General features: G+C 57.5%; 19 protein-coding genes and 1 CRISPR repeat array. Of the genes, 4 read left to right on the forward strand and 15 right to left on the reverse strand.

Features of this window, described 5'->3' with window-relative positions; translation table 11 throughout:
• The first annotated feature begins 32 nt into the window (after window positions 1-32).
• Window positions 33-501: direct repeats of the CRISPR family, unit length 37 nt; unit sequence GTTTCAATCCCCACCAGCTCCGAAGAGCCGGTGATAC.
• A gap of 344 nt (window positions 502-845) precedes the next feature.
• Window positions 846-1826, forward strand: coding sequence for a hypothetical protein (locus VKV29_RS07855; protein WP_324200757.1), 981 nt, complete (start codon window positions 846-848; stop codon window positions 1824-1826).
• 87 nt (window positions 1827-1913) lie between these two features.
• On the opposite strand, the gene csx2 is transcribed toward VKV29_RS07855, so the two are convergent.
• From csx2 to cmr1, 8 genes are read right to left on the reverse strand one after another with little or no spacing between them, the layout of a single operon-like run.
• Window positions 1914-3173 carry a TIGR02221 family CRISPR-associated protein gene (csx2, locus tag VKV29_RS07860; protein WP_324200758.1) on the reverse strand — a complete coding sequence of 420 codons (1260 nt, stop codon included), beginning with the start codon at window positions 3171-3173 and terminating at the stop codon, window positions 1914-1916.
• A gap of 2 nt (window positions 3174-3175) precedes the next feature.
• Window positions 3176-4282, reverse strand: a complete 1107-nt coding sequence (locus VKV29_RS07865; RefSeq protein ID WP_324200759.1) for a putative CRISPR-associated protein — start codon at window positions 4280-4282, stop codon at window positions 3176-3178.
• Window positions 4283-4306: 24 nt separating this feature from the next.
• Complete coding sequence (cmr6, locus tag VKV29_RS07870) at window positions 4307-5332, reverse strand: type III-B CRISPR module RAMP protein Cmr6 (RefSeq protein ID WP_324200760.1); 1026 nt, start codon at window positions 5330-5332, stop codon at window positions 4307-4309.
• The gene (gene cmr5 / locus VKV29_RS07875; RefSeq protein ID WP_324200761.1) at window positions 5322-5750 is read right to left on the reverse strand and encodes a type III-B CRISPR module-associated protein Cmr5; all 429 of its coding nucleotides are present in this window, start codon (window positions 5748-5750) and stop codon (window positions 5322-5324) included. The genes cmr6 and cmr5 overlap by 11 nt, the downstream gene beginning before the upstream one ends.
• On the reverse strand, window positions 5747-6607 hold the full coding sequence (cmr4, locus tag VKV29_RS07880) for a type III-B CRISPR module RAMP protein Cmr4 (RefSeq protein ID WP_324200762.1): 861 nt from the start codon (window positions 6605-6607) through the stop codon (window positions 5747-5749). The genes cmr5 and cmr4 overlap by 4 nt, the downstream gene beginning before the upstream one ends.
• Window positions 6608-6622: 15 nt before the next feature.
• Window positions 6623-7741, reverse strand: a complete 1119-nt coding sequence (gene cmr3 / locus VKV29_RS07885) for a type III-B CRISPR module-associated protein Cmr3 (protein ID WP_324200763.1) — start codon at window positions 7739-7741, stop codon at window positions 6623-6625.
• Window positions 7742-7746: 5 nt separating this feature from the next.
• Window positions 7747-9423, reverse strand: a complete 1677-nt coding sequence (gene cas10, locus VKV29_RS07890; protein ID WP_324200764.1) for a type III-B CRISPR-associated protein Cas10/Cmr2 — start codon at window positions 9421-9423, stop codon at window positions 7747-7749.
• Window positions 9416-10723: a type III-B CRISPR module RAMP protein Cmr1 gene (gene cmr1, locus VKV29_RS07895; RefSeq protein WP_324200765.1), complete on the reverse strand. Its 1308-nt coding sequence runs from the start codon at window positions 10721-10723 to the stop codon at window positions 9416-9418. The genes cas10 and cmr1 overlap by 8 nt, the downstream gene beginning before the upstream one ends.
• A gap of 468 nt (window positions 10724-11191) precedes the next feature.
• Between cmr1 and VKV29_RS07900 the strand changes: the two genes are divergently transcribed.
• A complete protein-coding gene (locus VKV29_RS07900; RefSeq protein ID WP_324200766.1) occupies window positions 11192-12445 on the forward strand; it encodes an alginate export family protein in 1254 nt (417 codons plus the stop codon).
• Between the two features lie 130 nt (window positions 12446-12575).
• On the opposite strand, the gene VKV29_RS07905 is transcribed toward VKV29_RS07900, so the two are convergent.
• A complete protein-coding gene (locus VKV29_RS07905; protein ID WP_324200767.1) occupies window positions 12576-12809 on the reverse strand; it encodes a hypothetical protein in 234 nt (77 codons plus the stop codon).
• A gap of 253 nt (window positions 12810-13062) precedes the next feature.
• Between VKV29_RS07905 and dnaN the strand changes: the two genes are divergently transcribed.
• Window positions 13063-14244 (forward strand): DNA polymerase III subunit beta, encoded by a 1182-nt coding sequence (gene dnaN, locus VKV29_RS07910; protein ID WP_324200768.1) that lies wholly within the window; start codon window positions 13063-13065, stop codon window positions 14242-14244.
• 100 nt (window positions 14245-14344) lie between these two features.
• Here dnaN and VKV29_RS07915 read toward each other — a convergent pair whose 3' ends face one another.
• The 3 genes from VKV29_RS07915 to VKV29_RS07925 form a co-directional block, all read right to left on the reverse strand.
• Window positions 14345-15088 (reverse strand): DUF1559 domain-containing protein, encoded by a 744-nt coding sequence (locus tag VKV29_RS07915; protein WP_324200769.1) that lies wholly within the window; start codon window positions 15086-15088, stop codon window positions 14345-14347.
• 111 nt (window positions 15089-15199) lie between these two features.
• Window positions 15200-15616 (reverse strand): hypothetical protein, encoded by a 417-nt coding sequence (locus VKV29_RS07920; RefSeq protein ID WP_324200770.1) that lies wholly within the window; start codon window positions 15614-15616, stop codon window positions 15200-15202.
• 49 nt (window positions 15617-15665) lie between these two features.
• A complete protein-coding gene (locus tag VKV29_RS07925; RefSeq protein ID WP_324200771.1) occupies window positions 15666-16985 on the reverse strand; it encodes a glycosyl hydrolase family 28-related protein in 1320 nt (439 codons plus the stop codon).
• 178 nt (window positions 16986-17163) lie between these two features.
• Here VKV29_RS07925 and VKV29_RS07930 point away from each other — a divergent pair, with 178 nt between their 5' ends.
• Window positions 17164-19149, forward strand: a complete 1986-nt coding sequence (locus tag VKV29_RS07930; RefSeq protein ID WP_324200772.1) for a glycoside hydrolase family 15 protein — start codon at window positions 17164-17166, stop codon at window positions 19147-19149.
• Between the two features lie 705 nt (window positions 19150-19854).
• Here VKV29_RS07930 and VKV29_RS07935 read toward each other — a convergent pair.
• The 3 genes from VKV29_RS07935 to dnaB form a co-directional block, all read right to left on the reverse strand.
• Window positions 19855-20961 carry a hypothetical protein gene (locus VKV29_RS07935; RefSeq protein WP_324200773.1) on the reverse strand — a complete coding sequence of 369 codons (1107 nt, stop codon included), beginning with the start codon at window positions 20959-20961 and terminating at the stop codon, window positions 19855-19857.
• A gap of 1 nt (window position 20962) precedes the next feature.
• A complete protein-coding gene (purD, locus tag VKV29_RS07940; protein WP_324200774.1) occupies window positions 20963-22246 on the reverse strand; it encodes a phosphoribosylamine--glycine ligase in 1284 nt (427 codons plus the stop codon).
• A 6-nt stretch (window positions 22247-22252) separates the two neighbouring features.
• Window positions 22253-23330, reverse strand: a 1078-nt coding sequence (gene dnaB, locus VKV29_RS07945) for a replicative DNA helicase (RefSeq protein ID WP_324200775.1), incomplete at its 5' end; no start/stop codon positions are given.

The following is a 23330-nucleotide window of genomic DNA, read 5'->3' on the forward strand; positions in this document are numbered from 1 at the left end:
ATGCCTGTGGCGATGACGGGTCTGTTGACAGTGTTTCAATCCCCACCAGCTCCGAAGAGCCGGTGATACGAGCTTTCAGATACAAGATGCGAATCCAACGACAAGTTTCAATCCCCACCAGCTCCGAAGAGCCGGTGATACGGAGGTTCTTAGGGGTATCGATGGCGCTTCTAAGGAGGTTTCAATCCCCACCAGCTCCGAAGAGCCGGTGATACACCTATCTTGAGAAGGATGTTGAACTAATAGACCAGTTTCAATCCCCACCAGCTCCGAAGAGCCGGTGATACGCCAATACGTATCGCAGGTATTCGAGAAGGTATTAGTTTCAATCCCCACCAGCTCCGAAGAGCCGGTGATACGTGCTTTGGTTTGCCGTCGTGATATCCACCAAAAGTTTCAATCCCCACCAGCTCCGAAGAGCCGGTGATACTCATTTGTAACCTCCTAATCAGCTGCAGATATTTGTTTCAATCCCCACCAGCTCCGAAGAGCCGGTGATACGGTCAACTTACTCTCAAAATAAAGGCCTCTTAAGCCCTTACCCTCGAGAAGTTGCCTCTTATATTATACCACACTCTCTCAAAATCCTGCGCGAACCTCTCTCTCGAACCTACAATCACTCCCGATTCGCGCAAACTTAGCTTTTCCTAAATATCCTGATCTAGTAAAACTACCGGTAGCTTTACCTATGATGATGTGATAAAATAGGTGCTACGAGTCGGCCTTAATATAATACGTAGAACTCCCTGAATAGGAACATTTTGAAGCAAAAGAGAATATAACAAACAGGTGTCCCTGAGGAAAGACAGGACGAAACGACGGCACCCCGAGGGAGAGAGAACAGGATGCACACACTATGGGAAACGATCCAGAAAAAACCGAGTTTGCGGCATCATGAAAAAGGGGCAACGGCCCTGACACGCCGCTTCGAGAGAGGTTGCTTTCTTATAACCCTGTCCTTAATTGCCCTTGTCGGGCTATTAAGCTTGTCTGCCTCCGCACACCCGCCCCTACCCACCTTCCGCCTAGTGCCCTCCGTCGTGCCCCCCGGCTCTTTCCTGGTTACCCCGGTCGAGAGCACCCGCGAACTGGTGACCGAAGCCCGCACCAATCGCGTGGTGGCCGCGCGCTATCTGCGCCACTATAAACTGGCCTCACTAGGGGAGCTGGAGCTGGCTCTGGCACAACTCCGCTTCAAACGCCTCACCGCGGCCCATGTGCTGCCCGTGTGGTACGTCCATCACATAAAAGGGCGCGACATCATGGGCTATCGCATGCGACGCTTGCCGGTCGGTACCCCTGCCTTTGTAGATGCAAGAGGCACTCCGGTGCTCATCGCCGTATGCGGCAACCCCATCGGCAACATCCAACTGCCCCCTCCTAAAAGCGTCGCCCATAACCTCTTTAACGTTACGGCACCCAATCTTCAGATGGCCTCGGCCCCAACACCCGTAACGCCATCCTACTCTCCCTTTGTCAGCCCAGAACAGGCCAAGAATGCAGAGGTGGCTCTCTCGCCCTCCCTAGCGCCCCTTGTGCCGCCTGGACTGCCGCAAGCCCATGTTACCGGTGGCTTTCCTTACGGGGCCTTTGGGTTGCCGTTCCTGTTTCACGGGGGAGGACACGGCAGCCCGCCCCCCCTGCTTGCCGCGCTTCCACCGCAGTTCGCCGCCTCAGGAGGGCAAACGCCTCACGGCTTTGTGCCGGAGGGCGGGCTAGGCGCATTTATTATGGGCTTTGCTCTGCCGCTGCTGTTGCAAACCCTACGCAAACGACGGCAGCAGGCTGGGGATAGCTTGCCCTTAAGGAAACTACCGCAAGCCTAAAGGCCGACACCCTTCCCTTTAGAGCCGGCGAGGATTGAAACTTAAGATTTCTCGCCTCCGGCTCGAAATGACAGATGGAACCCTAAATTAATCTTTGATCTGTTGAGCTAGCGGCTCTAGAATCGAGGTTAGGTTCTCTATTTGCCCAATGGCATCCTCGGCGCTACGCTGATCTCTGCGCATGCCACAGTGGGCGATGTCGTTGCGCAGCTGCCCTAGCCTGCCCCAAACCCCTGTAAAACTCGCCTTCTCCGCTTCGTCTAAATCCTTCAGATAGTCTGTATCCTGTTTTATCTCTTTTTTATCGGCTTCACTTGTCGGATTCAAATGCTTTGCTACACTTTCACGCACCTCCTTGTCGAGCACAGGTTGTTCGCAACGCCAACAGAGCAACGTTACCACCCACTCCCTGGCAAGAGTGACCGCCTGTACCCACTGTTTCCACCGAATATATTTCTGCAGCAACTCCCACTGAACCCGCAGATGCGAACGGATGTCCTCCGGACGCTCCAGCTGGTTAGCCCGCACCGGAGTGGCCAACGGCTCATAGGCCTTCCTTACGTTTTCGAGGATAGGTACCGCCGGAGGAAGATAGGTACGTACCTCCTCTTCGGCATCCCTCAGGGCACTCACAAGATTGCTGGCGGCCGTAGGAACCTCTCGGGCGCGCAAGCTCGCGATTATCTCCGACAAAGTTGTTAGACCGTTGCCTAATCGCTGCAGCGTTCTCGGTTGCGCCCCCTCGTCTTTCCACAGCTTTTTGTTCCGCTCGTTGAGGAGCTTGCCGAGAACCGTTGAATTGCCGGTATTAAGAAACTGATCGGCAGCCGAAGCCCATTCGAGCAGGGTAACAAAGGGGGTGAGTTCGAAGGTTGGGACACGAGCGACAGAGGGTTCTGTACTAGAATTTGAAGCTCTTGCTTCGTAAGCCCCGTAGAAAATGTGGCGTAAATTTACCTGCTTCACAATCCGTAGGTAGACCATGGCCAATAGGGCGAGAGCCGGCAACGAGCGGAAGCCATGCGTGATATCGAGGGTGATCTCATCGTCCTCTTGAGGCAGCCCAACGAGCCGCTCAAAGATTTCCCACAGCTCGCTTTCGGAGCTGCCGTTTGGAATCGTGATATCCTGATACTCGATCTGTTGGTTCGTTAATTCTGCCTGGAGGGATGCCCAATTTGGGTGATTGCGTGCCTCGTCGGTAAGCAGCACATACAGTCTATCCGGCTTTATCCACTGCGCCACGGCGGCCGGGAAAAAGCGGGTGCGATAGGTGCGAGCGTCCCATGTATATTCCGCCTCCTGATAATTCCCCGTACCCAGAAAGCTAATAACGATTTTTGCCATTTTTACCTCCGCGTCCAGAGGCGCCATCGCGCCTCACGATAGGCCTCGGCCTGCGGCTTCCGATCGCACAGCGCGTCGTAGCTGCCATCGTTATGCCAGGCGATCTCGCAAACGCGCACGCCGGTGCCACCCTCATCCAGATAGAAGGCGATCCGCGCGTTGCGTGGCCCGCGCGGGTAGACCCACAGCCCCGAATCGCGCATCTTCTCCGCACTGCCCTGCCAAAAGGGACGATGGCTAAGCTTTTGCAACAGCGCCTCGATCTCTTGGCGTTTGGAGGGTTCCAGCCGCTCTAAGCGCTCCGAAACCTCTTGGGTGAGGTATATCGAGTCGCCCGGACGCTCCAGGTGTGCGCGATAGGCCTCGTAGTAGGCTTCGCCTGCCGGCGATAGCGCCACATAGATGTCGCCATCTATCGGCTCATGGTCGAGAATGAGATCGATTTTACGCCAGCCTGGGTCGGTTTCGCAGTCTATCCCGTGCTGATGCGCGAAGTTCCAAAGCTCCTCCAGCTTGCGCTGGCCGGCGGCCTCGAGCCAGTTCAAAACGGCATCGTATTCCGCCAGCAGCGAGTAGTCCCAGGCGATGGGGGCAGGAGGCATCTGAATAAGGTTGTTAAAGCGTTCGTGCAGGTAGTACACCGGCACATCGAACAAAAGCCCGATGAGGGTGGCATAGGCTATCTCGGCCTTAAAGCCACCGGTGGCGTTGATGTGCACCGCCCGCCCGGCCTCCTGCTCTCGGCGCGCGGTGGAGGCTAACTCGCGCACCAGGTTGCGCAGCCCGGCGGCCTTAAACGCCTCTTGCCGGTACTGCAGTCCCTCAACCCGTCGCGTTTCGGCCTGGTAGCCCTGCCCGTCATAGTAGCGTTCAAGCGTTTGGGCGCAGCGCTCCCCGTCCTCGGTGTCGGAGTGAAAGAAGAGGATTTTGGTGTTCTTCGGCGACATCTTTTCAAGCAGCAACCGCAGCGAGTTGGTCTCGGCACTGGCCTTCTGCTCCCCCTTCTCGCGGATGTACTGCAGGCGAACCGGTTGCACGGTCGCCTCCAGATTGTCGCGCTGCATGTTGGTGAGCAACGAGGTGCCCACCGTCACAAGGATGGAATTCATCTTTATCGGCTCCTTTCCTACCGCTCAAAACTGGATGTCCTGTATGTCACGAATGTAATTTTTTTCCTTCTTTGCGATTTTCAGGGTCGCTCTCGCCTTCCATTTGTGCTCCTTCAGCTCTTTTTTATGCGGTTTCAGCAATGCTTCTATTTTCTTTTTATCATTTGCATGGGTAACCGCTGACCCGTAAGTGGAAGCTTTTACTTCCGCCTCAAGGGTACTAGGGTTCACGCTAATTTCAACATCCTTCCACTCTTCCAACTCCTCTTCTGAAGAGGTTTGAGAACCACCTATCCTCTCTACCTCGAACCGTCCATAGCCGGCGTTCGTTTTTGCGCCGATGCCGAGGTTCTCACCGCCCCACTTCAGCAGCGACTCCACAAAGGCCGCCCATTGCGGACTGGCGTTGGGCATCTCAAACAGAAAATAGAAGCACGCTCCCGGCTTCACCACCAGGAAGGGCACCGGAACCGGGTCGTCGAAATCGGTAGGCCACTTGCTTCCTTGGGTTTGATAGTAGTCTGGGTGGTGCGTGGTCACCACGTCACGATGGAACGGGTAACCGCCTACCGTATCGGGGTCGTACCAGGCATCGTGAAAAACAAAGGCCGAAGAGATGGTGGTATCCCCAAACAGGTCTTTACACTGATCGTCGGACAGACCTGTAACCAACCGTGCCACCCTATGGCACAGCCCTTTCATGGCGCTGCCCGGCACGATGGGCATGCCGTAAGTGTGATGAAACGTGAAGCCCACCTCGATGGGCGACTCGTTGCCCAGCCCAATGGCCAACGGTGTCTCGAATCGCAACCTAACCTCCAGCTTCTGCCCTGTCGCAGCCTGTTTCCATCGTTCAAATGCTGCCTTATAGGCTTCGGAGGCTTTCACCTTGTTGCAGATGCTGTCTAGCAGGTCTTCTCTGGCACGCTCATCATCCTGTTTTTGCAAATAGCGGTGCAGCAACAGGCCGGCGTGAGAATATTGTTTTGACTCAAGGGATGGTAAATCTTTGCGTACAGATCGAATCACAAACGAGTTGTCAGGCCTCACCTTCTCCCTCCTCCTTCGCCTCATTGGCGCTTGTTACATCGAGAATGGAGACCGCAAACTGCTTGAAGTAGACCCATGCCGAGAGAACGCGGCGTGTGTAGAACATATATTGAGAGGCATCGGCGCCGGCAACTTCCGTGCACAGCTTCTGTGCTTCTTGAGGTAGGTTGAGAACCTTGCCCACATGTTTCAGCAGCAGCGCATGCGCCCTCTGGCGGTCGCCCTCCTCTCCCGTCTTCGCTTTCGCTGCGGAGAAGGCTAGAGCCTGGCACAGGCCGCAGGTGCGCACCAACACCGGAAATTGATGGCACAGCCCGCCATAGATTGTGTGTACAGGCTTTTTTTCCTTCTCATACACCTCGTTAACCAGCTCTTCCGCCAGCAGCATGTCTACCTGAGCGCGTGTTCTCAGCGTCATGGCTTCACCTCCACACGACAGATTCCTCGCCCTACCGAGGCCTTCCCCCCCACCTGTATCTTCGTGATTTTAGAGAGAAGGCCTTCCGCCTCCTGCGTATTGTCCTTTTTGCCTGTCCACATCACGATGCCGCAAAAGACCGATTCGGCGGGCACGGCCTCTTCATACCAAAGGCCTCCGCTTTGTACCGTTTTCGTGTCATCCTGCAGCTTCACCCGTGCGGTTACCTCGGTGGCCGTTTCACACAGGAAGGTAAAAATGTCGTCGGGTACCACGGCAAAGCGCTCGGTGAACAGCGACTTCTGCTCTGGGAAGAGGATGTCGGCCAACTCTTGCGCAACTTTCTCCGCATCCTCAGAAGCCTTGCCTTCTATATCAATGTCCTCGAAATAGAGTTTCTGCATCACTTTGTCCGCGATTTCGCTCTTCGTAGGGATGAGAGCGGAGCTGTTCGTGTTCAGGGTTTGCCCCAGCGACGGCAGAAGGTCGAGACCGGCGGCCAAGAGATCGCGTTTCAGACGGCTTAGCACCAGCGGACTGGTGACGTAGGCGAAGGTGCCGTAGAAGCTCCGCACGGCCAGGCATAGCAGGCGCTGGTCGCCAAAGCAGAGCGGGCCGGCAACTCCGGAGTCGCCATCCTTGCCTTCATTGGCCTTGCCAAAGAGCTTATCTACCGTGCTCTTATCTACGAGCTGTGCAGCCTCATCTCGAAAAACGCCTTTGACTCCGCTGGCCGGCAACACCGGCCAACCGGTCGCCTTCTCTCGGGCGATAGGCAGGTCAATAACCCCCACAGCCTGGCCGGTTCCCGAATGCACGGGGGTTAAGGCATGTAAGAACAAAGCCCAAGCGGTCATCCTTTCTATCCTCCTTTAAAATGCGTTGTTCCAGGCGCCCCAAAGGGCAAGGCCGTAGCCATCGTTTTGATCGCGCTCTTTATCGGAAACAGGCTTTAGCCAAAGCGTCTCGACCAACTGCTCTGGGTCGCCCTGTTCCAGCTCAAAAAAGTAGACCGAGCCGGCAGGCGCCAGCCAGCGCACCTGCTTGGCGCGCTGATGGCGATACTCCCACCCGCTCACCGCCAACCGCCTTTTCACGGCAGCCGCCTTTAGGCGCAGCACAACCTCGGAGGCGCCCGGCGGCGAGCCAACCAGCTCGTCGTTGAGCCAGCCAGGCCTCCAACCCTCCTTGAATATCGCGGGAGTGGCCAACACCATCCGCACCTGTCGGGTTTGCCGCAGCGCCTCTTTAATGGGGTTCGGGCATGTGTCGGGCCACTTTTTGGGCGCATCCGTTATGGCGGCAAGGCGTCGCTCCCCACCCAACGTGTGAACGGTGCAGAGGTTCTCCTCTTGAGGTACCTCTGCAGCTACCAAAAACGACCAGCTTTCGCACCCCTTACCGTTCTCATGCATGCGCTCATAGGCTACCATTTGGGTCGAGTAGAGCATGCCCTCTTTGGCCGCATAGGTGTTTGGGTCTATGGCCACATGGAGGCGGGTTTCGCGGGGAAAGTCGCCGATGTTTTCGGGCAGAAAGTCCTTAGGCGTATTGTTGGCAAGCCACAGAAACATATCTCTGGCCGTCCAGTAGACATAGCCCGGAGCGGGCTTGCCATCCTCTGTCACCTTAAGAGGCAAAAGCCCGGGGCGAAGGTCGCAGCCCCCCTTCTGCGGTTCAAAAGGACGTAGGGGCATCAGCTTTTTCTGCTCTCCGCCCAACACCACCGCGTCGGCGGGAGCAGGGAAGCAGACGGTCTCGTTTTTCAGCAGCAGCGGCCCGGCGATGCGGATGTCGCGCAGTGCGGCGACCTCATCGGGGGTCCAAGAGCATCCGCGCAGTTGTCCGATCAGCGTGCGCAGAAAGCCGGCAAGGGTGCCGGGCATCGGGAGGGAGAGCGAGGTGGCATCCAGAGCGCCCTCATCGGTGCTGAACGGACGACCGTCACGCAGCAGCAGAGGCTCGATGGGCGAAATTTGAAAGGCTCGCATCTTTTTCAACTCCTTGTCAGGAAATGGGCGATGGCCAAGCGGTCGGCAAGGGTCTTCAAATCGTCCACGCATTGAATCTGTTCGATCGCGGCTCCGATGCTCTGCCGTGCCGTACCGCTTGTATCTTTTTTGCGATCCAGAATGCGCTGCGCTTCATTTTTTAAGCGCTCGGGGAGGCGAGGGTGCGACTGCACGCCCTCCCACTGCCGGGCGAGCTGCTGCAGCTCATAGGGAAATCCGCGCGCAAGTCCGTGGCGCAGGGCTTGTTTAGAGTTCTGCCAGTCGGTGTATGGGCTTTTACCCCACGAATCTACCACCGTAATGTTCGAGCCGCTGCGCGGATGCGCGGAGATGGCCAAGGCGTTGCGGCATCGCTTGGCCGCCTTTTCGGCATTGCGGGCGGCTTCTAGGGCGATGCTAAGCGGCTCCATGCGATGGCATATCGCAATGCCTACCGAGAGCGTGCCCAAATCATTCGGCAGGTTGAGACTTTGTAGCTGTTGGCGAAACGCTTGATTCAGATCGTCTGCGCACTCGATAACCGTCTCTAGCGGCAGAAGCGCCAGCACGTCGTCCCCACCGGTATAGATGCAATAGCCACCGTGTTGGTCAACGATATCTCTTGCTTTTTTAGCAAACTGCGCGAGTTGTGCCGAGAAAGTGCGATGCGCCTCAGGCTTGCGCAGAGTGCTGAGGATTTGGCCCATGCGGTCGCCATCGGCGGCGAGGATGGCGTAGTAGGGAAACACTTCGCCGAACTCTTTCAGAAATCTCGAATGCAGTTCGTGTGCCGCCGCTATTTCCTCCGGTTCAAGTGTCCCATCCTCTGCTAGCTCCTCCAGCCGGTTGGCGAACACTATGGTGCTTGGCTCTATGTTGTGCTTGTTAGCAAAATCTTTCAGTCGCTCCAAGCTGGGAATAGGGTTGGCGGAGCCTTCCAGACGCAGCTCCAGCGAGCGGAACGCCATCTCGGAGGTGGAGGGAACTTGTGACCGTCGCCCCAGTGCCGGGCTATTGGGGAAGCAATGCTTGAGGGGATCGTCGGGCATTCCTGCATAGCGTTTCAGCACGGAGATGGCATCGAGGTATTCGCTCTCTTTGAGCTGTAAACACGATTTCAGTTTCGCGTGGTTCAGAATAACCGTGTCGCGCGAGGGGTCGAGAGGGCTTTTGAAGCGATCGGGAAAGCTGAGGGGCTGTTTAAAATCGCGTAGGGCCTTACGCCCGGCCAGCAGGCGCTCCAGCTCTTGGCGGATTGCGGGATAGTCGACCTCGTCATCCAACGGCATCCAGGCCTCGTCATCCAACGGCATCCAGGCGGCGTAGAACTCCAAAAAGTTCTTCACCTGGTTGTTGGCAAGCTCTTCATCAATAGTGCCTGCTGGCAGTTGGTTTAGCACCGCTTGCCAGCACTCCATAAGCTTGCGCTTAAGACGCTTACGACACTCTCGTGCCACCACCTTAGGGTCTTGATCTTCATGGAGGAGAACGAGGATTTTGTTGGCCCCACCCTCCGCAGTGCTCGATGGGAAGATAAGCTCGCCGTAACCGCCCACATAGTTTGCGGCTTCGCAGGCGAGGCACTGCAGCAGGTTCGATCCGGCCTGGAGATCGGCCGTTTTTCGCGCCGCCGCAATAAACTCCTGCACCGGCCCGATAGAGATCGTCAGCAGATTACGCATTGTGGTTAGCCTCCTCTGTAATCAGGTTGATAGACACTAGATTCGTCGCATCAGTCCTCTCCTTAAAAAACTTTTTTGCCGCTTCGATCACGCCTGCATAGACATCTCTTACATCCAGCGATCCTAATAGCGGCTCTTCGCTTGGAGTGGGCATCCGCACCGTAACAGATGCATCTACGCTCTTTCGCCTATTTTGATCGAGAAGCTGGCCAGTTGCTTTTAGTTTTTGTGGCCGACCTGCGGATAGCACAAGAACACAAGGGCAGAACTGTCCATCGGATAAAGCAATGGGTTTGAGAATGAGCGGCGAGGCCATACGTCCTGAATCTTCTGGAACTAAATCCCCAATAAAACCTTGCGTGGCATTACGAAGCGTAGGCGTGTCCTGAAAAATGATGGGCAGTCCTAGAAAGGGTTTAACGAGGGGAAGCGCGTTATTTCTTAGTAGGTTAGAAGCAAGACAAGAATAGTCTTTCCACAAGCCCGGTCCGTAGAGGGCATTTCTCCGTCCGGTATTACTTCCAGAAGCACTTACTATCCCCTTGCGAAACTTCCGCCAAAACTGCGCCAACCCTTCCCAAACTTGCATAGCGTCCCGATTGGCGGCTCCCAAAACGCACTCAGCGCCCTGCAGGATCGGAATGTTCGTTGACGATCTCTGCCCGGCAACGCTCGGTAGTAGCTTTTTAAGCCAGTTCGTTCTTTCAGAAGGATTGGCCGGCATACACCACTTAGCCACATTCTCTGTAACCGTCAACGCCCCGCAGCCACGGCGGGTACGCGCTCCGATGCCGCCAAAGGCTATCCAGGCTTTGAGAGTGCGTTCGACCTCGTCGTGATATTCCGCCGGGAAGTCGAGCGTGAGGGTAAAGGCGATGTCTGCATATCCTTTTCCCTCCTGAGGCCGCTGATTGTTCTTCTGGAAAGGGAAGAGGAAGTAGGTTAAAGCACTATTAGAAGAAGTCCATTGAGAATAGGTTTTTGAATTGCCATTTGAAGTCACGATTACCTTCAGAGAGATGGCAGCCGGTTTTTCTGTGCTGCCCCAACGGGCTTCCTCGGCTTTAAACAGCGCATTGGAGGTCGTATATTCGGCTCCGTAGAGGGCACGCCACCAAAAACGCAGATGCCCCCGAACTGTGGCCGCACGTATGCGGCAGACATCGTCCACTTCACCGGCCTTGTAGCCACCGCCGAACATCGGGGTGATCAGCTTTAAGGAGAGGGTAAGTGACTCCCGATGAGCATTGGAGAGTGTTTGGGGCCATGCTGGCGGTTCTGCAGATTTGATAGGACGCATGAAGCGCATCTCCTTTCTTCTGAATTCTTAAAAGGCTTTTCCGTGTTGCCTGCCAATAAGGAGATACTTCGGAGGTGGGCAAAACCGGAAAAATAGGCTGAAAGTTGTTGGTAAATTCGTGCCTGCTCGCCAGATTCCTTCTTTTTTTGCAAACGCGACCGTCTTTTTGTAACACAATGTTTTGGCACGGTTTAGAAAGGCCCCCATTACAGCAAAAATCGAAGGCTCGACGTCTTCGCGCGCCCTTTTATGATGGTCTTAACATTCCCTTAATCTTTAGCTGTCACAATAAAGTGCAGCGCCTCTCCACACGGGCTGCTGTTTACCCGCGATGGAGAGGCCGTTCAAAGCTCCCCACGCCTTAGCGCGCATTTTCCTTTTCCAACCCAAAGAGTATTGCAGAGCAGGGCGTTCAACATGAGGGAGCGATTTTCCATTTCCTTTTTATTCTAGGAGAGAGTACCTATCGTGAAACAGAAACCCCTTATGGGGGCCGGCTTGTTGTCGGCCCTTTTGGCGGTCGGGCAAATGGCGCCCGCCCAAACCGTCCCTTCCTTCTCTTTTCAGCCTGAATGGCGGATTCGGCACGACGGCTCGCAGGCCGATGCCCCCTCCATTGGCAGCACCTCGGCGCCACAAGAGTGGCTCAGTCGGGTGCGGCTGGGCTTCGGATGGCACGATGCCTCCGGCCTAAGTCTATTTGTGCAACCGCAGCACCGCCAAAGCGAACAGCTTGTGGGCAGCCACTGGCGGGTTCAGAGTGTGGCGGAGCTGTACCAGGGCTATGTGGAGAAACGCTACGGCCTTTGGAGCGTGCGCTTGGGGCGGCAGATTCTGGCCTACGGCGTGCACCGCCTGCTTGATGACGACAACTGGAACAACATCTCGCGCTCTTTCGATGCCCTGCGACTACGCTACGAACGGCACGGCGCCGACACCGATCTGTTTGTGGGGCGGGTAGGCGTGGCCGATGGGAAGCCGATCCGTCCGGTGCTCACCGGCGTCTATTCCACCCTCCCCTTGGGCCAACAAAACACCACCGACCTCTACCTGCTCTATGTGCACGACCATGAGGCAGGCAACAACTTCGGCCTGTGGACGGTGGGCACACGCCCGGTGGTGCACCTGCTTCGGCGCACAGAGGCCTCGGTGGAAACGGCTTTTCAGTTCGGCAGCAACGGCAGCAAAGCGGTAACGGCCTGGGCCTACGGAGCCACCCTAAGCACCGTGTTCCCGGGCAAAGCCGGCCTACGCCTTCTGATCGAACGCGATTTTGCCAGTGGCGGCGACCCCACCAACCCTCACCACACCAACACGTTCGACCCACTGTTTGGTTCAAGCCATGCCTTCTTCGGCTCGCTGATCTACGATAGCTGGCGCAACGTGAGGCAGTGGCGGGTTATGCTGAGTGGGGCGCCCGCGCGTCGCTGGGAACTTTCGATAGATGCGCACTTTCTGGCGCTTGCCGATGCGCGCGACTACTGGTATGCCGGCGGGCCGGTGAAAGGGACCAACGGTCAACCGTTACGCAGCCCTAGCGGGGCAGCCGGGCGGGAGATCGGCACGGATGTAGACCTCATTGCGACCTATCACCTCTCGAAGACGTTGGGCATCGAAATGGGCTATAGCCACTTCTTTCCGGGGCACTTTGTGCGCACGCTCGCCCCTGCGCTGGCCCATGAGGTGAACTGGTTCTACCTGCAGCCTACCTGGCGGTTCTAAAAGGAAAACAGGGCGGCAAGAGGGCCTTATGCCGCCCTGTAACCCCGACTTCACCCCCAGGTGCGCGGTTCAATGGGGAAGACCGTATGTGAAGTTCGGGGAACGAGACAGACGCCCCTCCCCCAAAACCTTAGCGGTTTTTGGCGGCCTCACTTCCGGGGTTGAGGCCACGGGAGTCGGTCTGTAGCTGCCCGATGCGCCGGAAACGTCGCCGATAGTGAACCACACGGGCCCCTTCCGGCAGCACATCCGGTTCGCGAATCTCCAAAATGGCGCCGCTTTCGAGGTCTTCATATACCCCCGGTTCAACCACCTCGCCCGAGACGAACTCTTCTTCTCTGTTGGTGACAAGCAGGTTGGACATCCGTTTTATGTCTCCTTCCGTTCACGCGAGCATCTTGTTTGATGTTCGCAGGAGGCTCTCCAATTGCAGAGAACGCTTCCCCTATATATTATTACCCAAATCAAGCCCAAAAAGTAGCCATTTGGGCAAATTTTTGGAAAAAATTTTTTCTGTGGCAAAATTATGCAAAAATTAGCAAAATTCAGAAGCGACACTTTTTCGTGTCCCCGCCCGTCCTTTTCTACGAAACCTCCCATTTAGAAAGGAAACATACATGGTAACCACACCTATCGAAACCAACAGCAGCCTAAAGGCCCTCTGCCCTCGTAAAGACCTTTTTTCCGCCGTTCAAGCCGTCGCCCATGCGGTGAGCGGGCGCAGCCCCTTACCCATCCTCAGCCACATCCTTATCCGTTCGGAGGAGGGGGGGTTGCGCCTTGTGGCCACCGACCTTGAGCTTGGCATCTCCTGCCGCGTCGCCGCCACCGTGCAGGAGCCTGGGGCGCTTACCGCGCCGGCACGCACCTTGGCGGAGGTATTGGGCAACCTGCCCGATAAGAGCGATGTGGCTCTCTCGGTAGACCGCAGCCACACCGTGCGCCTGCATTGCGAGCGCTCCGACTACAAAATCCTCGGACTACCGGCAGAGGAGTACCCTCAGCTGCCGGAGGTGGCCGATGCCGTCTCCTTCGCCGTGCCGCAAGCCGTTCTTAAAGAGATGATTCGAAAAACCATTTTCGCCGTCTCCTCCGACGAAGGGCGTGCCATCCTCACCGGCATTCTTATGGTGGTGGAGGAGAACGCTTTGCACCTGGTTTCTACCGATACGCATCGCCTTGCCCTCTGTACGGTAGCCCTTAATAACGTGCGCGGCACCCAAAACGCAGTGGTGCCTGCACGCACCATGAACGAGCTGCTGCGTCTGCTTACCGACAACGAGGGGGATGTGAACGTTACCATCTCCTCGAACCAGGTGCGCTTCCTGCTGCCGGGCGAGGATGATGTGCAGATCGTTTCAAGGCTTATCGAAGGCCAGTTCCCGCCCTATCAGCGCGTTATTCCCACCGAGTATCGGCGCCGCCTCTCCATTCCCACCCAGCCGTTCCTTCAGGCGGTGAAACGCGCCTCTATCGTGGCACGCGACAGCGCCAGCGCCCACCGCATTATTCTGCGTACCGATGAAGATAAGCTGGTGCTGACGGCTGAAAACCAGATCGTCGGCAGCGCCTATGAGGAGCTGGAGGTGCTGCGAGAAGGAGACGATGTGGAGGTGGCCTTCAATGCACGCTATCTGCTGGATGTGCTTTCGGTGATCGAGGAGGAGGGCGTTACACTCGACCTCACCGAGCCGCTGAAGCCGGGAGTCATTCGCCCCATTGCACAGGTGGATGAGGAGGAGAACAAAGGGTTTGGCCTGGACTACCTTTGCGTGCTGATGCCTATGCAGATCGCCTAAGACGGACGGCCCCTTACGGGCTGTCGCCCACCTAGCCTGGTTGCGCGCCTCTACCTCGCAACGAGGTAGAGGCGCAGTGTTGCCTGCGACCGATCCCGCGCTAAAACGCCTGGTGCTCGCCGTATAGCTCGTGACCTTCAAAAGGCCGTATGGTGTCCTCGAAGCGGTGCCACTTCGCATGGCCATCGGCATAGACGAAGTTGCTTCCCCCGTTATGCCGATTGTAGGCGACAGCAACCGGATTGGTCGGGTCGCTAGGCCCTTTGGGCGCGAGTATCTCGCCTAACCACGGGTGGTAGTGCACGTCGCAAAAAGTGTCGCGCCGCTCACTGATGTAGATGGAACGCGACGGGTCCGGCAACTGCGCCAAGGTGGCGCCGAACAGGTAGTAGGCGTTGAGCACGTAACTGGTGAGCGGGCCAGGCGGCGGTGCAGGTGGATTGGTGTTTTTGCAGTTGCCGCTCGCATCTAAAAGCTCCTGCCCATGAGGATCAGGGTCTGACGGGCATGTGTAGATTCCCACTTTGTTGGAATCGTGCCCGCTGACGTAGGGCAGAATCTTATCGAACGGCGAACCGTAGTCTATTGTCTCCAACTGCCCCTGGCTGTCATCTACTACCGGGTTGCTTGTGGAGGGGTGCTCCTGCGGGAACTTCTCATCCCAATCCTGTAGGTACATCGAGAGCGCCAACCCGATTTGCCTGCAGTTTGATAGACAGGCGATGGCGCGCGCCTTCTCTCTGGCCTGTGCGAACACAGGGAAGAGAATGGCTGCAAGTATAGCGATTATCGCTATTACGACAAGCAACTCGATAAGCGTGAACGCAAGCGTACGCTTGATCATGAAAATTACCTCCTCGAAGATTATTGCTCTTATTTCAATCTCCACCAGCTTAGACGGGCCGGTGGGCTTCACGCTCCTCCCCGAAGCTTCAGGTCGCTTCAGAAGAGGCGTTTATGCCAATGGAAGTGAAGAGAGCGCACGAGGAGGTGGTGGCGATGGAGAAGGCACGAAAGAGGCGGGCCACAGCGGTCGTAACCTAAGGCTTAGGGAGATCGCTGCTATGGGAGACAATGGCACAAAGCGCCCCGACGGCAAACAGGGCAGCTTTTGGTTAACCGACAGTAGGAGGGCGTGCTGCTTATCGGACGGCGCATGCAGACAGGGACAAAACGCCATGCCTCCCTGTGCTCCTGTGTGGCAACAGCAACACATTTTGCCGTCGGGAAGCGCGGTTCGGCAACAGGGCATATCGCACAACATGGCCATAGGCGGTGCAGGGCGACGCATAGGGCGCAGCTCGATCCGAAGGCCCCATACCTCGCTGATCAAAAAACAGAGGATAAGAAGTACTGCGGTTCCACGCAACACCGCTTTTGCCTCCCTCTCCCTCTATTATACGATCAACCTCACAGCTCTATTATGTGGGCTGCTCGTTAAAGCCAAGCTGGGTTCGGTTGCCCGCCCGATTATCCACGATAAGCCCATTGTTGGCCTGGTTGCCGATGAAGATGGCCGACTTCACCTGCTCTCCGATAATGGCAGCGGTTTTAGGCTGCATGAAGGTGCACCCCTGCACGATCACCTTGCCCGCATCGATCTGGAGGGCGGTGGACGTCCAGTCCACAAAATGGCAGGCGGAGGCCGTGAACTGGGAGTTTGGGCCGCGCTGCCAAACGATCCGCTCAATCGGCCCCCAGAACGCGCAGTTATTTAGGCTTACTTTAGAGGCGACCTTCTCGCCTATCTCCACGCACACGGCCGATGTACTCGTCCAGCGCCCCACAAACTCGCCGTTTGTGATGAGCAGCCCGTAAGGCTGGGCCTGCTCCACCAAAATATCGCGCTCGCACGAGTCGGAGCCGATGCCCAAAAAGTTGCCGTTGCAAGCTCCGGCCTTCGATTCGGAGAATTTATAACCGACCCCATAGCCGAAACAGAAGGTGTTTAACACGTACTGCCAGTCGGTGCGTGCGAACTCGAAGGCGACGGCATTGGTGTTGACCCACTTGCAGAAGGGGTCTTTGGGGTCAAAGTTCACACCGAAAGGCCAGAAGTGACAGTTCTCCACGCGCCCAATATCATAGCAAGCATCCACATAGAGGCCACGCCAGTGCGGGTAGCCATAGACGTTACGCACATAGTGCCGATGCGCCTCCTGCAGCCGAATGGCCTCGTAGGTATTGAGGAAGCAGCAGTCCATAATCGCCACATCCTCCACCCCCCCTTCGGCCAACACGGTTGGCGGGTAGGGAACGGGCGGCACATCGGTCTGCTTCCATTCGGGATAGGTGATGATAACGCCGGCAAGGGCTGCCATCTGGCCGGCGAGACGGATGAACGGCGGGTCGTTGGGCTTGCCACGCCCCGCATAGGCCAGCAGAACGGTGCCGTAAAGCTGGGGATAGGGATCGTGGCGTGCACAGGGCGCGGCGCGAAAAGTCCCTTGCAAGGTAACCGCTCCGGGGATGGAAAGGTGCCCATTAATGCGATACTGCCCTGCCGGCAAGCTCACGATGCCACCGCCGGCCTTGCCCGCCGCGTCGAGGGCCTTTTGTAGGGCTTCGGTGTCGTCATTGTGGCCATCGCCGCGTACCCCGAACTGCCGCGCGTCGAAATGGGCGCTGCTAACCACCGGTGCAGCCCCGCCTTGCACAGCAGAACCGGCCAAAAAACCGGCACCGGCGGCCAGCGCCGTGCTTTTTATAAGGCGTCGCCGCACATCGTCATGTTTTTTCATAAGGCCTCATCTCCGAAAAATCTCGCATGGAGGAGCGCAGCACACCTGTTTTGCCACGTTCTACCCCCTATTTCCCAGAATTCTACCCAACTCTAGGCGAAAATATGGAACATTCTCTTCAGAACGCCGATAATTCCTCAGCAAAAAACAACAAGAAAAGCGCAACGGAGTGTAAATAATGCCACGTGACATACCGATCTGCAATGGAAACCTATTAGTAGCTTTCGATGATCGTTACAACTTAAGGGAGCTTTTTTATCCATATGTGGGGCAATACAACCACACCATGGGCTACCCTTGCCGATTCGGGGTGTGGTGCGACGGACAGATGTCATGGGTATGTGACGATGGTTGGGAACGCCAACTGCGCTACGAGGAAGACACTTTGGTCACGGAAGTGCACCTGCTGAATCAGAGCATGGGTTTGCGCCTGATCTGCCAAGACTGCGTGGACTGCAACGCCGACATCCTTCTGCGACGTGTGGAGATTCACAATCTGGTAGGTGGCGAACGGGATGTGCGCCTCTTTTGGCATCATGACCTCAACATCAGCGGTTCACGGGAGGGCGATACAGCCTATTACGACCCTGTCCATCGCGCCATTTTGCACTACAAGGGCCGCCACTGGTTTCTCATCAGCGGGACGAACGGCAGGGACTGGGGGCTTTCGAGCTATGCCGTAGGCATTATCGGCCATCACAAGGCGCAGGGCACCTGGCGCGATGCCGAAGACGGCTCCCTTTCGCGTAACCCCATCGCGCAGGGCAGCGTGGATTCGGTTGGTCGTGTGATGGTGCGCGTGAGCGATAAGGCCGTGGTCTACAGTTGGATATGCGCCGGTCGCGACCTCGCCGAGGTGAGCCGTTTGGATCACGAAATTCGCGAGATAGGCCCCGAAACCATCCTGCAGCGCGTGCGCACCTACTGGCACTTTTGGGTGACGAAGGGCGATACGCCCTTTGAGATGCCCGACGATATTCTGCGGTTCTACCATCGCTGTCTCCTGGTGCTTCGCACGCAAATAGACAACCGAGGGGCCATTATTGCGGCCAACGATTCGGATGTGCTGCAATATAGCCGCGACTCCTACTCCTATATGTGGCCTAGAGATGGCGCCCTTGTGGCCTATGCCATGGACTTGGCGGGCTACCATGAAACGACGCGTCGCTTCTTTACCTTCTGCTCGCAGATTATTGACCCCAAAGGCTACTTCTGGCACAAATACAACCCCGATGGCAGCGTCGGCTCCTCCTGGCATCCGTGGGCCGATCGCACCGGGCACCTGCAACTGCCCATTCAAGAAGATGAGACGGCTTTGGTGCTATTTGCCTTGGGCGAGCATTTCGACCGACTGTGCGATGTGGACTACCTGCGCACGGTGTATCGCGACATGATTCAGCCTGCAGCCGACTTCTTGGCGGCCTTTCGCGATCCACATACCGGCCTGCCCGACATGTGTTGGGACTTGTGGGAAGAGAGGCGCGGCATCCACAGCTTTACCGTCGCCTCGGTATGGGCTGGGCTTTTGGCCGCATCTCGCTTTGCCGGCATCTTTGGCGACAAGGAGCGTGCGCGCCGTTATCGGCGCGTAGCCGAGGAGATTCATGATGCCGCACTTCGCTATCTTTACTGCGCCAACCAAAACCGCTTTCTAAGAACCATCCGCGTGGAGGAAGGGCAGATCGTTCCCGACTTCACGATGGACGCGAGCCTGGCCGGGCTGTTTCTCTTCCGATTTTTAGACCCCGACGATCCGCGGCTTATCTCCACGATGGAGCAGTTGGAGGCCAAGCTTCAGGTTCGCACGGAGGTGGGCGGCATTGCGCGATATGAGGGAGACTACTACTACCGTTGCTCCGATGATATATCTATCGTCCCTGGCAACCCTTGGTTTTTGTGCACCTTATGGCTGGCCCAGTGGCGCATTGTACGTGCCCAAAGCATCGCTGAATTGCGAGAGGCGGAATCGCTGCTGCGGTGGTGCATCCGCCATGCACTGCCCTCAGGCATCATGGCAGAACAGCTTCATCCTTTCACCGGGGCGCCGTTGTCGGTCTCACCCCTCACGTGGTCGCATGCCACCTTCATCTCCACCGTTTGTCAGTTACGCGACAAGTATCGGCAACTTCTACGTGGGGAGGATCGGATCGGCGTTGCTGCTTAACGCCTTTTAGAGAGGGCACCTCGCGGTGGGCGTCCTCGCGGACGGCACCTCAGCGGCCAGCACAGTTCCTATGATCGTCTATCTCACTGGCCGCTGCATCGCTGTGCGCTAGCACCTAACGGATCGGGGGAGAGGACGGGATAGGGAACGAACAGGAGAGGCTTGCTTATCAGCCCCCACCCCCCCGCCCCTCCCCCCATTGGGGAGAGGGGCACCTCGCGGTGGGCGCCTCAGCGGCCTGTGTCGTTTCCTTCATCGCCTATCTCTCTGGCCGCTGCATCTCCGTGCGCTAGCACCTCCCGAATCGGGGGAAAGGATGGGATAGGGGGCGAACAAGACAGGCTTGCTTTGTAAAACTGCCTCTAGAACTGTGAGATTATCAGCCCCACCCCCTACCCCTCAGAACTGGGGGAAAGTGAAACTCAAGATTTCTCGCCTTCGGCTCGAAATGACAGGCGTCTATCTCACCGGCTCTTCATGGCCGACGGTGCTGAGCACTGCGCCTTTCTCAAAGCCGACGCCCTCCCCCTCAAGGTCTATACGGGGTCTCCAGAAAATCGCAAGATTTTCTGGGGTGGGGCGCCCTTCCCCTCAGTGAGAATGAAACGAGAAGACCTTTCAGCTTCGCTTCGAGGTGACATGGGGTGCCGACACCGTTCCCCTCAGCACCTTGTTGTCGTCTGCAAGGCCGCCCCCGATTCGGGGTTAGTCCGCAAGCAATTGCATCAGCAGTGTATCGGTGAGGAGGGCGATGTTGGCGTTGAAATCCAGCCGGCGACGAGCCAACAGAATGGCGTCTATGGCGCGTTGCCATCGCAAGGGGGGGGCCTTTTGTGCGATGCGGGCGAGGGCGGAGCGGCGATGCACGTTTACAATAGCCGTCTCTGGGCCACAAGTAGACAATAGGAAGAGATCGCGATAGAAAATAACCATCAGATCGAAGAGGGCGGCGAACTGACGCCGTGCCGCCTGCTCTCGCTGGGTGGTCGGCTCCCCCTCCGCCGATTCTGGATTGGCCTTCTCCTCTTCAAAAAGAGACTTCAGCTCGCCGGCAAGCTTTCGCATCTGCTCGCCGAGTCGAAGAGCGCGCCCTTTAGGCGCCACGGCGATCATCTCGATCAGCTCGAAGACGTTCTCTATCTCTCGAAGCGCCTGCGGATTGCTGGCAAGCCGGATGCCTTGGCCTATGCGCCCCTCCGATATCGCCGCAACCTGGTAGGCCTGCGCCGGCTCCAGCCCGTAGCGCTCCCTAAGATAGTCGCTCAAGCGGCTTTGGGGCAGGGGAAGGAGGCGCAGCACCTGACTGCGCGAGACGATAGTGGGCAACACCCGTGAGGGATGCGGTGCGGTAAGCACAAACAGCACGTAGGGGGGCGGCTCCTCCAAAACCTTCAGCAGGCTATTGGCCGCCGCTTCCGTAAGCCGCTCAACAGCCTCCAAAATATACACTCGCTTTCGCCCGATAACCGGTGCAAAGGAGAGGGTATGCGATAAGGCGCCGGGAGGGCGTCCATCACGGTCCCAAAGTTGCCAAATCTGAATCTGTTCGCCGGCCGGGCGGATCGTAAGGATTTCGGGGTGTGTGCCGGCATCGGCGTAGCGACAGGAGGGGCACACGCCGCAAGCATCAAACGGGTCTTTTTGAGGGGTCTGGCAGGCAACTACCTGGGCGAACGTGCGCGCCAATGTGCCCCTCCCCACGCCGGGGCTGCCCACCATAAGCCATGTGCCGTGCAAGCGATCTTCGGTCATCGCCTTGCGCAACGCATTGATGGCCGGCTCTTGGCCTACGAGATCGGCGAAACGCGGCATATCAACGAAGGTTCCTCGCCCCGATGTCACGCCGGTAGTGCATGCCCTCAAAAGAGATGCGCGCAATGCCCCGATAGGCCTGCGCCATGGCCTCGCGAACATCGGCCCCAAGGCCGGTAACGCCCAGCACACGCCCGCCATCCGTCACGATCTGGCCGCCTTCTCTGCGCGTTCCGGCATGAAACACCAAACACCCTTCGGCCTCCGCCTCTTCGATGCCGTAAATGGGTTTGCCGGTTTCATAACTCTCCGGATAGCCTGCGGAGGCCGCCACCACATTAACGGCCGCCCCCGGCTTCCAACGAACCTCCACTTGGTCAAGAGTACACTCTACAGCGCCTAGCAACAGATCAAGCAGATCGCTCTCCAGAAGCGGCAGCACCGCCTGGGTTTCGGGGTCGCCAAAGCGGCAGTTAAATTCGATGCATTTCGGCCCCTCCGGCGTCACCATCACCCCGGCATAGAGCGTCCCCCGGTAGGGAATGCCAAGCGCCCGAATGGCCTCGATGGCCGGTCGCAAAATGCGCTCAACGGCCTGTTGGGTGAGATCGGGTGGAAGGATAGGCACGGGGCAGACGGCACCCATACCGCCGGTATTGGGGCCTTGATCGTTATCGTAGACCCGCTTATGATCTTGAGAGGGCAGAAGGGGAACAAGCTGGCTTCCATCGGTAATCGCCATGATGGAGGCCTCCTCGCCGGTAAGGCACTCCTCGATAACCACATGCGCGCCGGCCTCTCCAAAAACCTTTTCTTCCATGATGCGGTGGACGGCCTCTTCGGCCTCTTGGCGCGAGGCGGCCACCGTTACCCCTTTGCCGGCAGCGAGGCCATCGGCTTTTACCACGATGCGGGCGTCGGGGCCGTGCTGGGCATAGTAGTCCGCAATGCGTGCGCGGGCTACGGTAGGCGAATCGCACACCCAAAACGACGCTGTGGGAATGCCGGAGGTCTGCATGAGGCGCTTTGCAAAGGCTTTGCTGCCCTCGATGCGAGCGGGGTCTTTTGAGGGGCCGAAGATGGGCAAGCCGCGCGCCTCAAACAGGTCTACGATCCCGGCCATGAGAGGGGCTTCCGGCCCCACCACGGTCAGCGCTATTTTCTCAGCGGCGGCAAAGTTGGCCAGAGCCTCGATATCGGTAGGTTTTAATGGAACGCACTCGGCCTGGCGTTCGATGCCGGCGTTGCCCGGAGCACAGTAGAGCTTATCCACGCGCGGACTTTGGGCTAGTTTCCAAACAAGGGCGTGCTCGCGCCCACCACCCCCCACCACCAAAACCTTCATGTTAGGCTATCCCTCCTCAATTTCATGCACCCTGTCAATGTTCACAAAGCGAGTGTACTGTGGCTGGAAACCCACGATCACTTTACCGGTGGGGCCGCTGCGGTGTTTGGCGATGATCAGCTCGGCCTCTTCCTGGCGCTCCGCCCCATAGGGACGCGGCCCCTCCTCCTCTTCCTCCTCGCGCATCTTATAGTAGGCCTCACGATAGATGAAGATCACGATGTCGGCCTCGGCCTCTATGGAACCGGACTCACGCAGGTCTGAGAGCAGAGGGCGTTTATCGGGGCGCGACTCCACCGCGCGCGAGAGTTGCGAGAGCGCGATAACCGGCACATCAAGCTCACGGGCAAGGCTTTTACAGGCCCGCGCGATCTCCGAAATCTCCTGGTTACGGTTTTCGGTGCGGCGGTGAGAACGCATAAGCTGCAGATAGTCTATTAGCACCAGTCCGAGGCCTCTCTCGGCCTTCAACCGACGGCATTTCGCGCGGATTTCGATGATGGAGATGTCGGGCGTATCGTCAATGAAAATGGGCGCCTCCGCCAGCCGACTGATTCCCTCGCCCACACGCTGCCAATCCTCCGGCTGAAGATTGCCCGTGCGCAAACGATGGGCATCCACGCGCGATTCGGAACAGATAAGGCGAGTTACAAGCTGCTCTTTAGACATCTCCAGACTGAAGATGGCCACCGGCAGGCGCTCTTCTAAGGCGACGTGCTGGGCAAGTTGGAGGCTGAGCGTGGTTTTACCCATTCCGGGCCTGGCCGCAATGATAATGAGGTCGGAGGGCTGCAGACCTGCCGTTTTGTAGTTAAGATCGTCGAAGGGGGTTAGGCGGCCGGTGGGGGCGCCGCGGTTTTCGTAGCGCTTCTCTATGCGGTCGAGTTCGGCATTCAGAAGGGGGCGCAACTCGTAGAAATAGCGCCCCATGCGCCGCTGCCCCACCTCGAAAATGATCTGCTCGGCCTGGTCAACCAGCTCCTCGATGCTCTCAAAATCGCTGTAAGCCAGCCCTTGAACCCGCGTTCCGGCATCCAATAGCCGCCGCAGAATGGCCTTTTCCTCCACGAGACGGGCATAGTGC

It is taken from the genome of Chthonomonas sp. (assembly GCF_035294165.1).
Lineage (GTDB): Bacteria > Armatimonadota > Chthonomonadetes > Chthonomonadales > Chthonomonadaceae > Chthonomonas.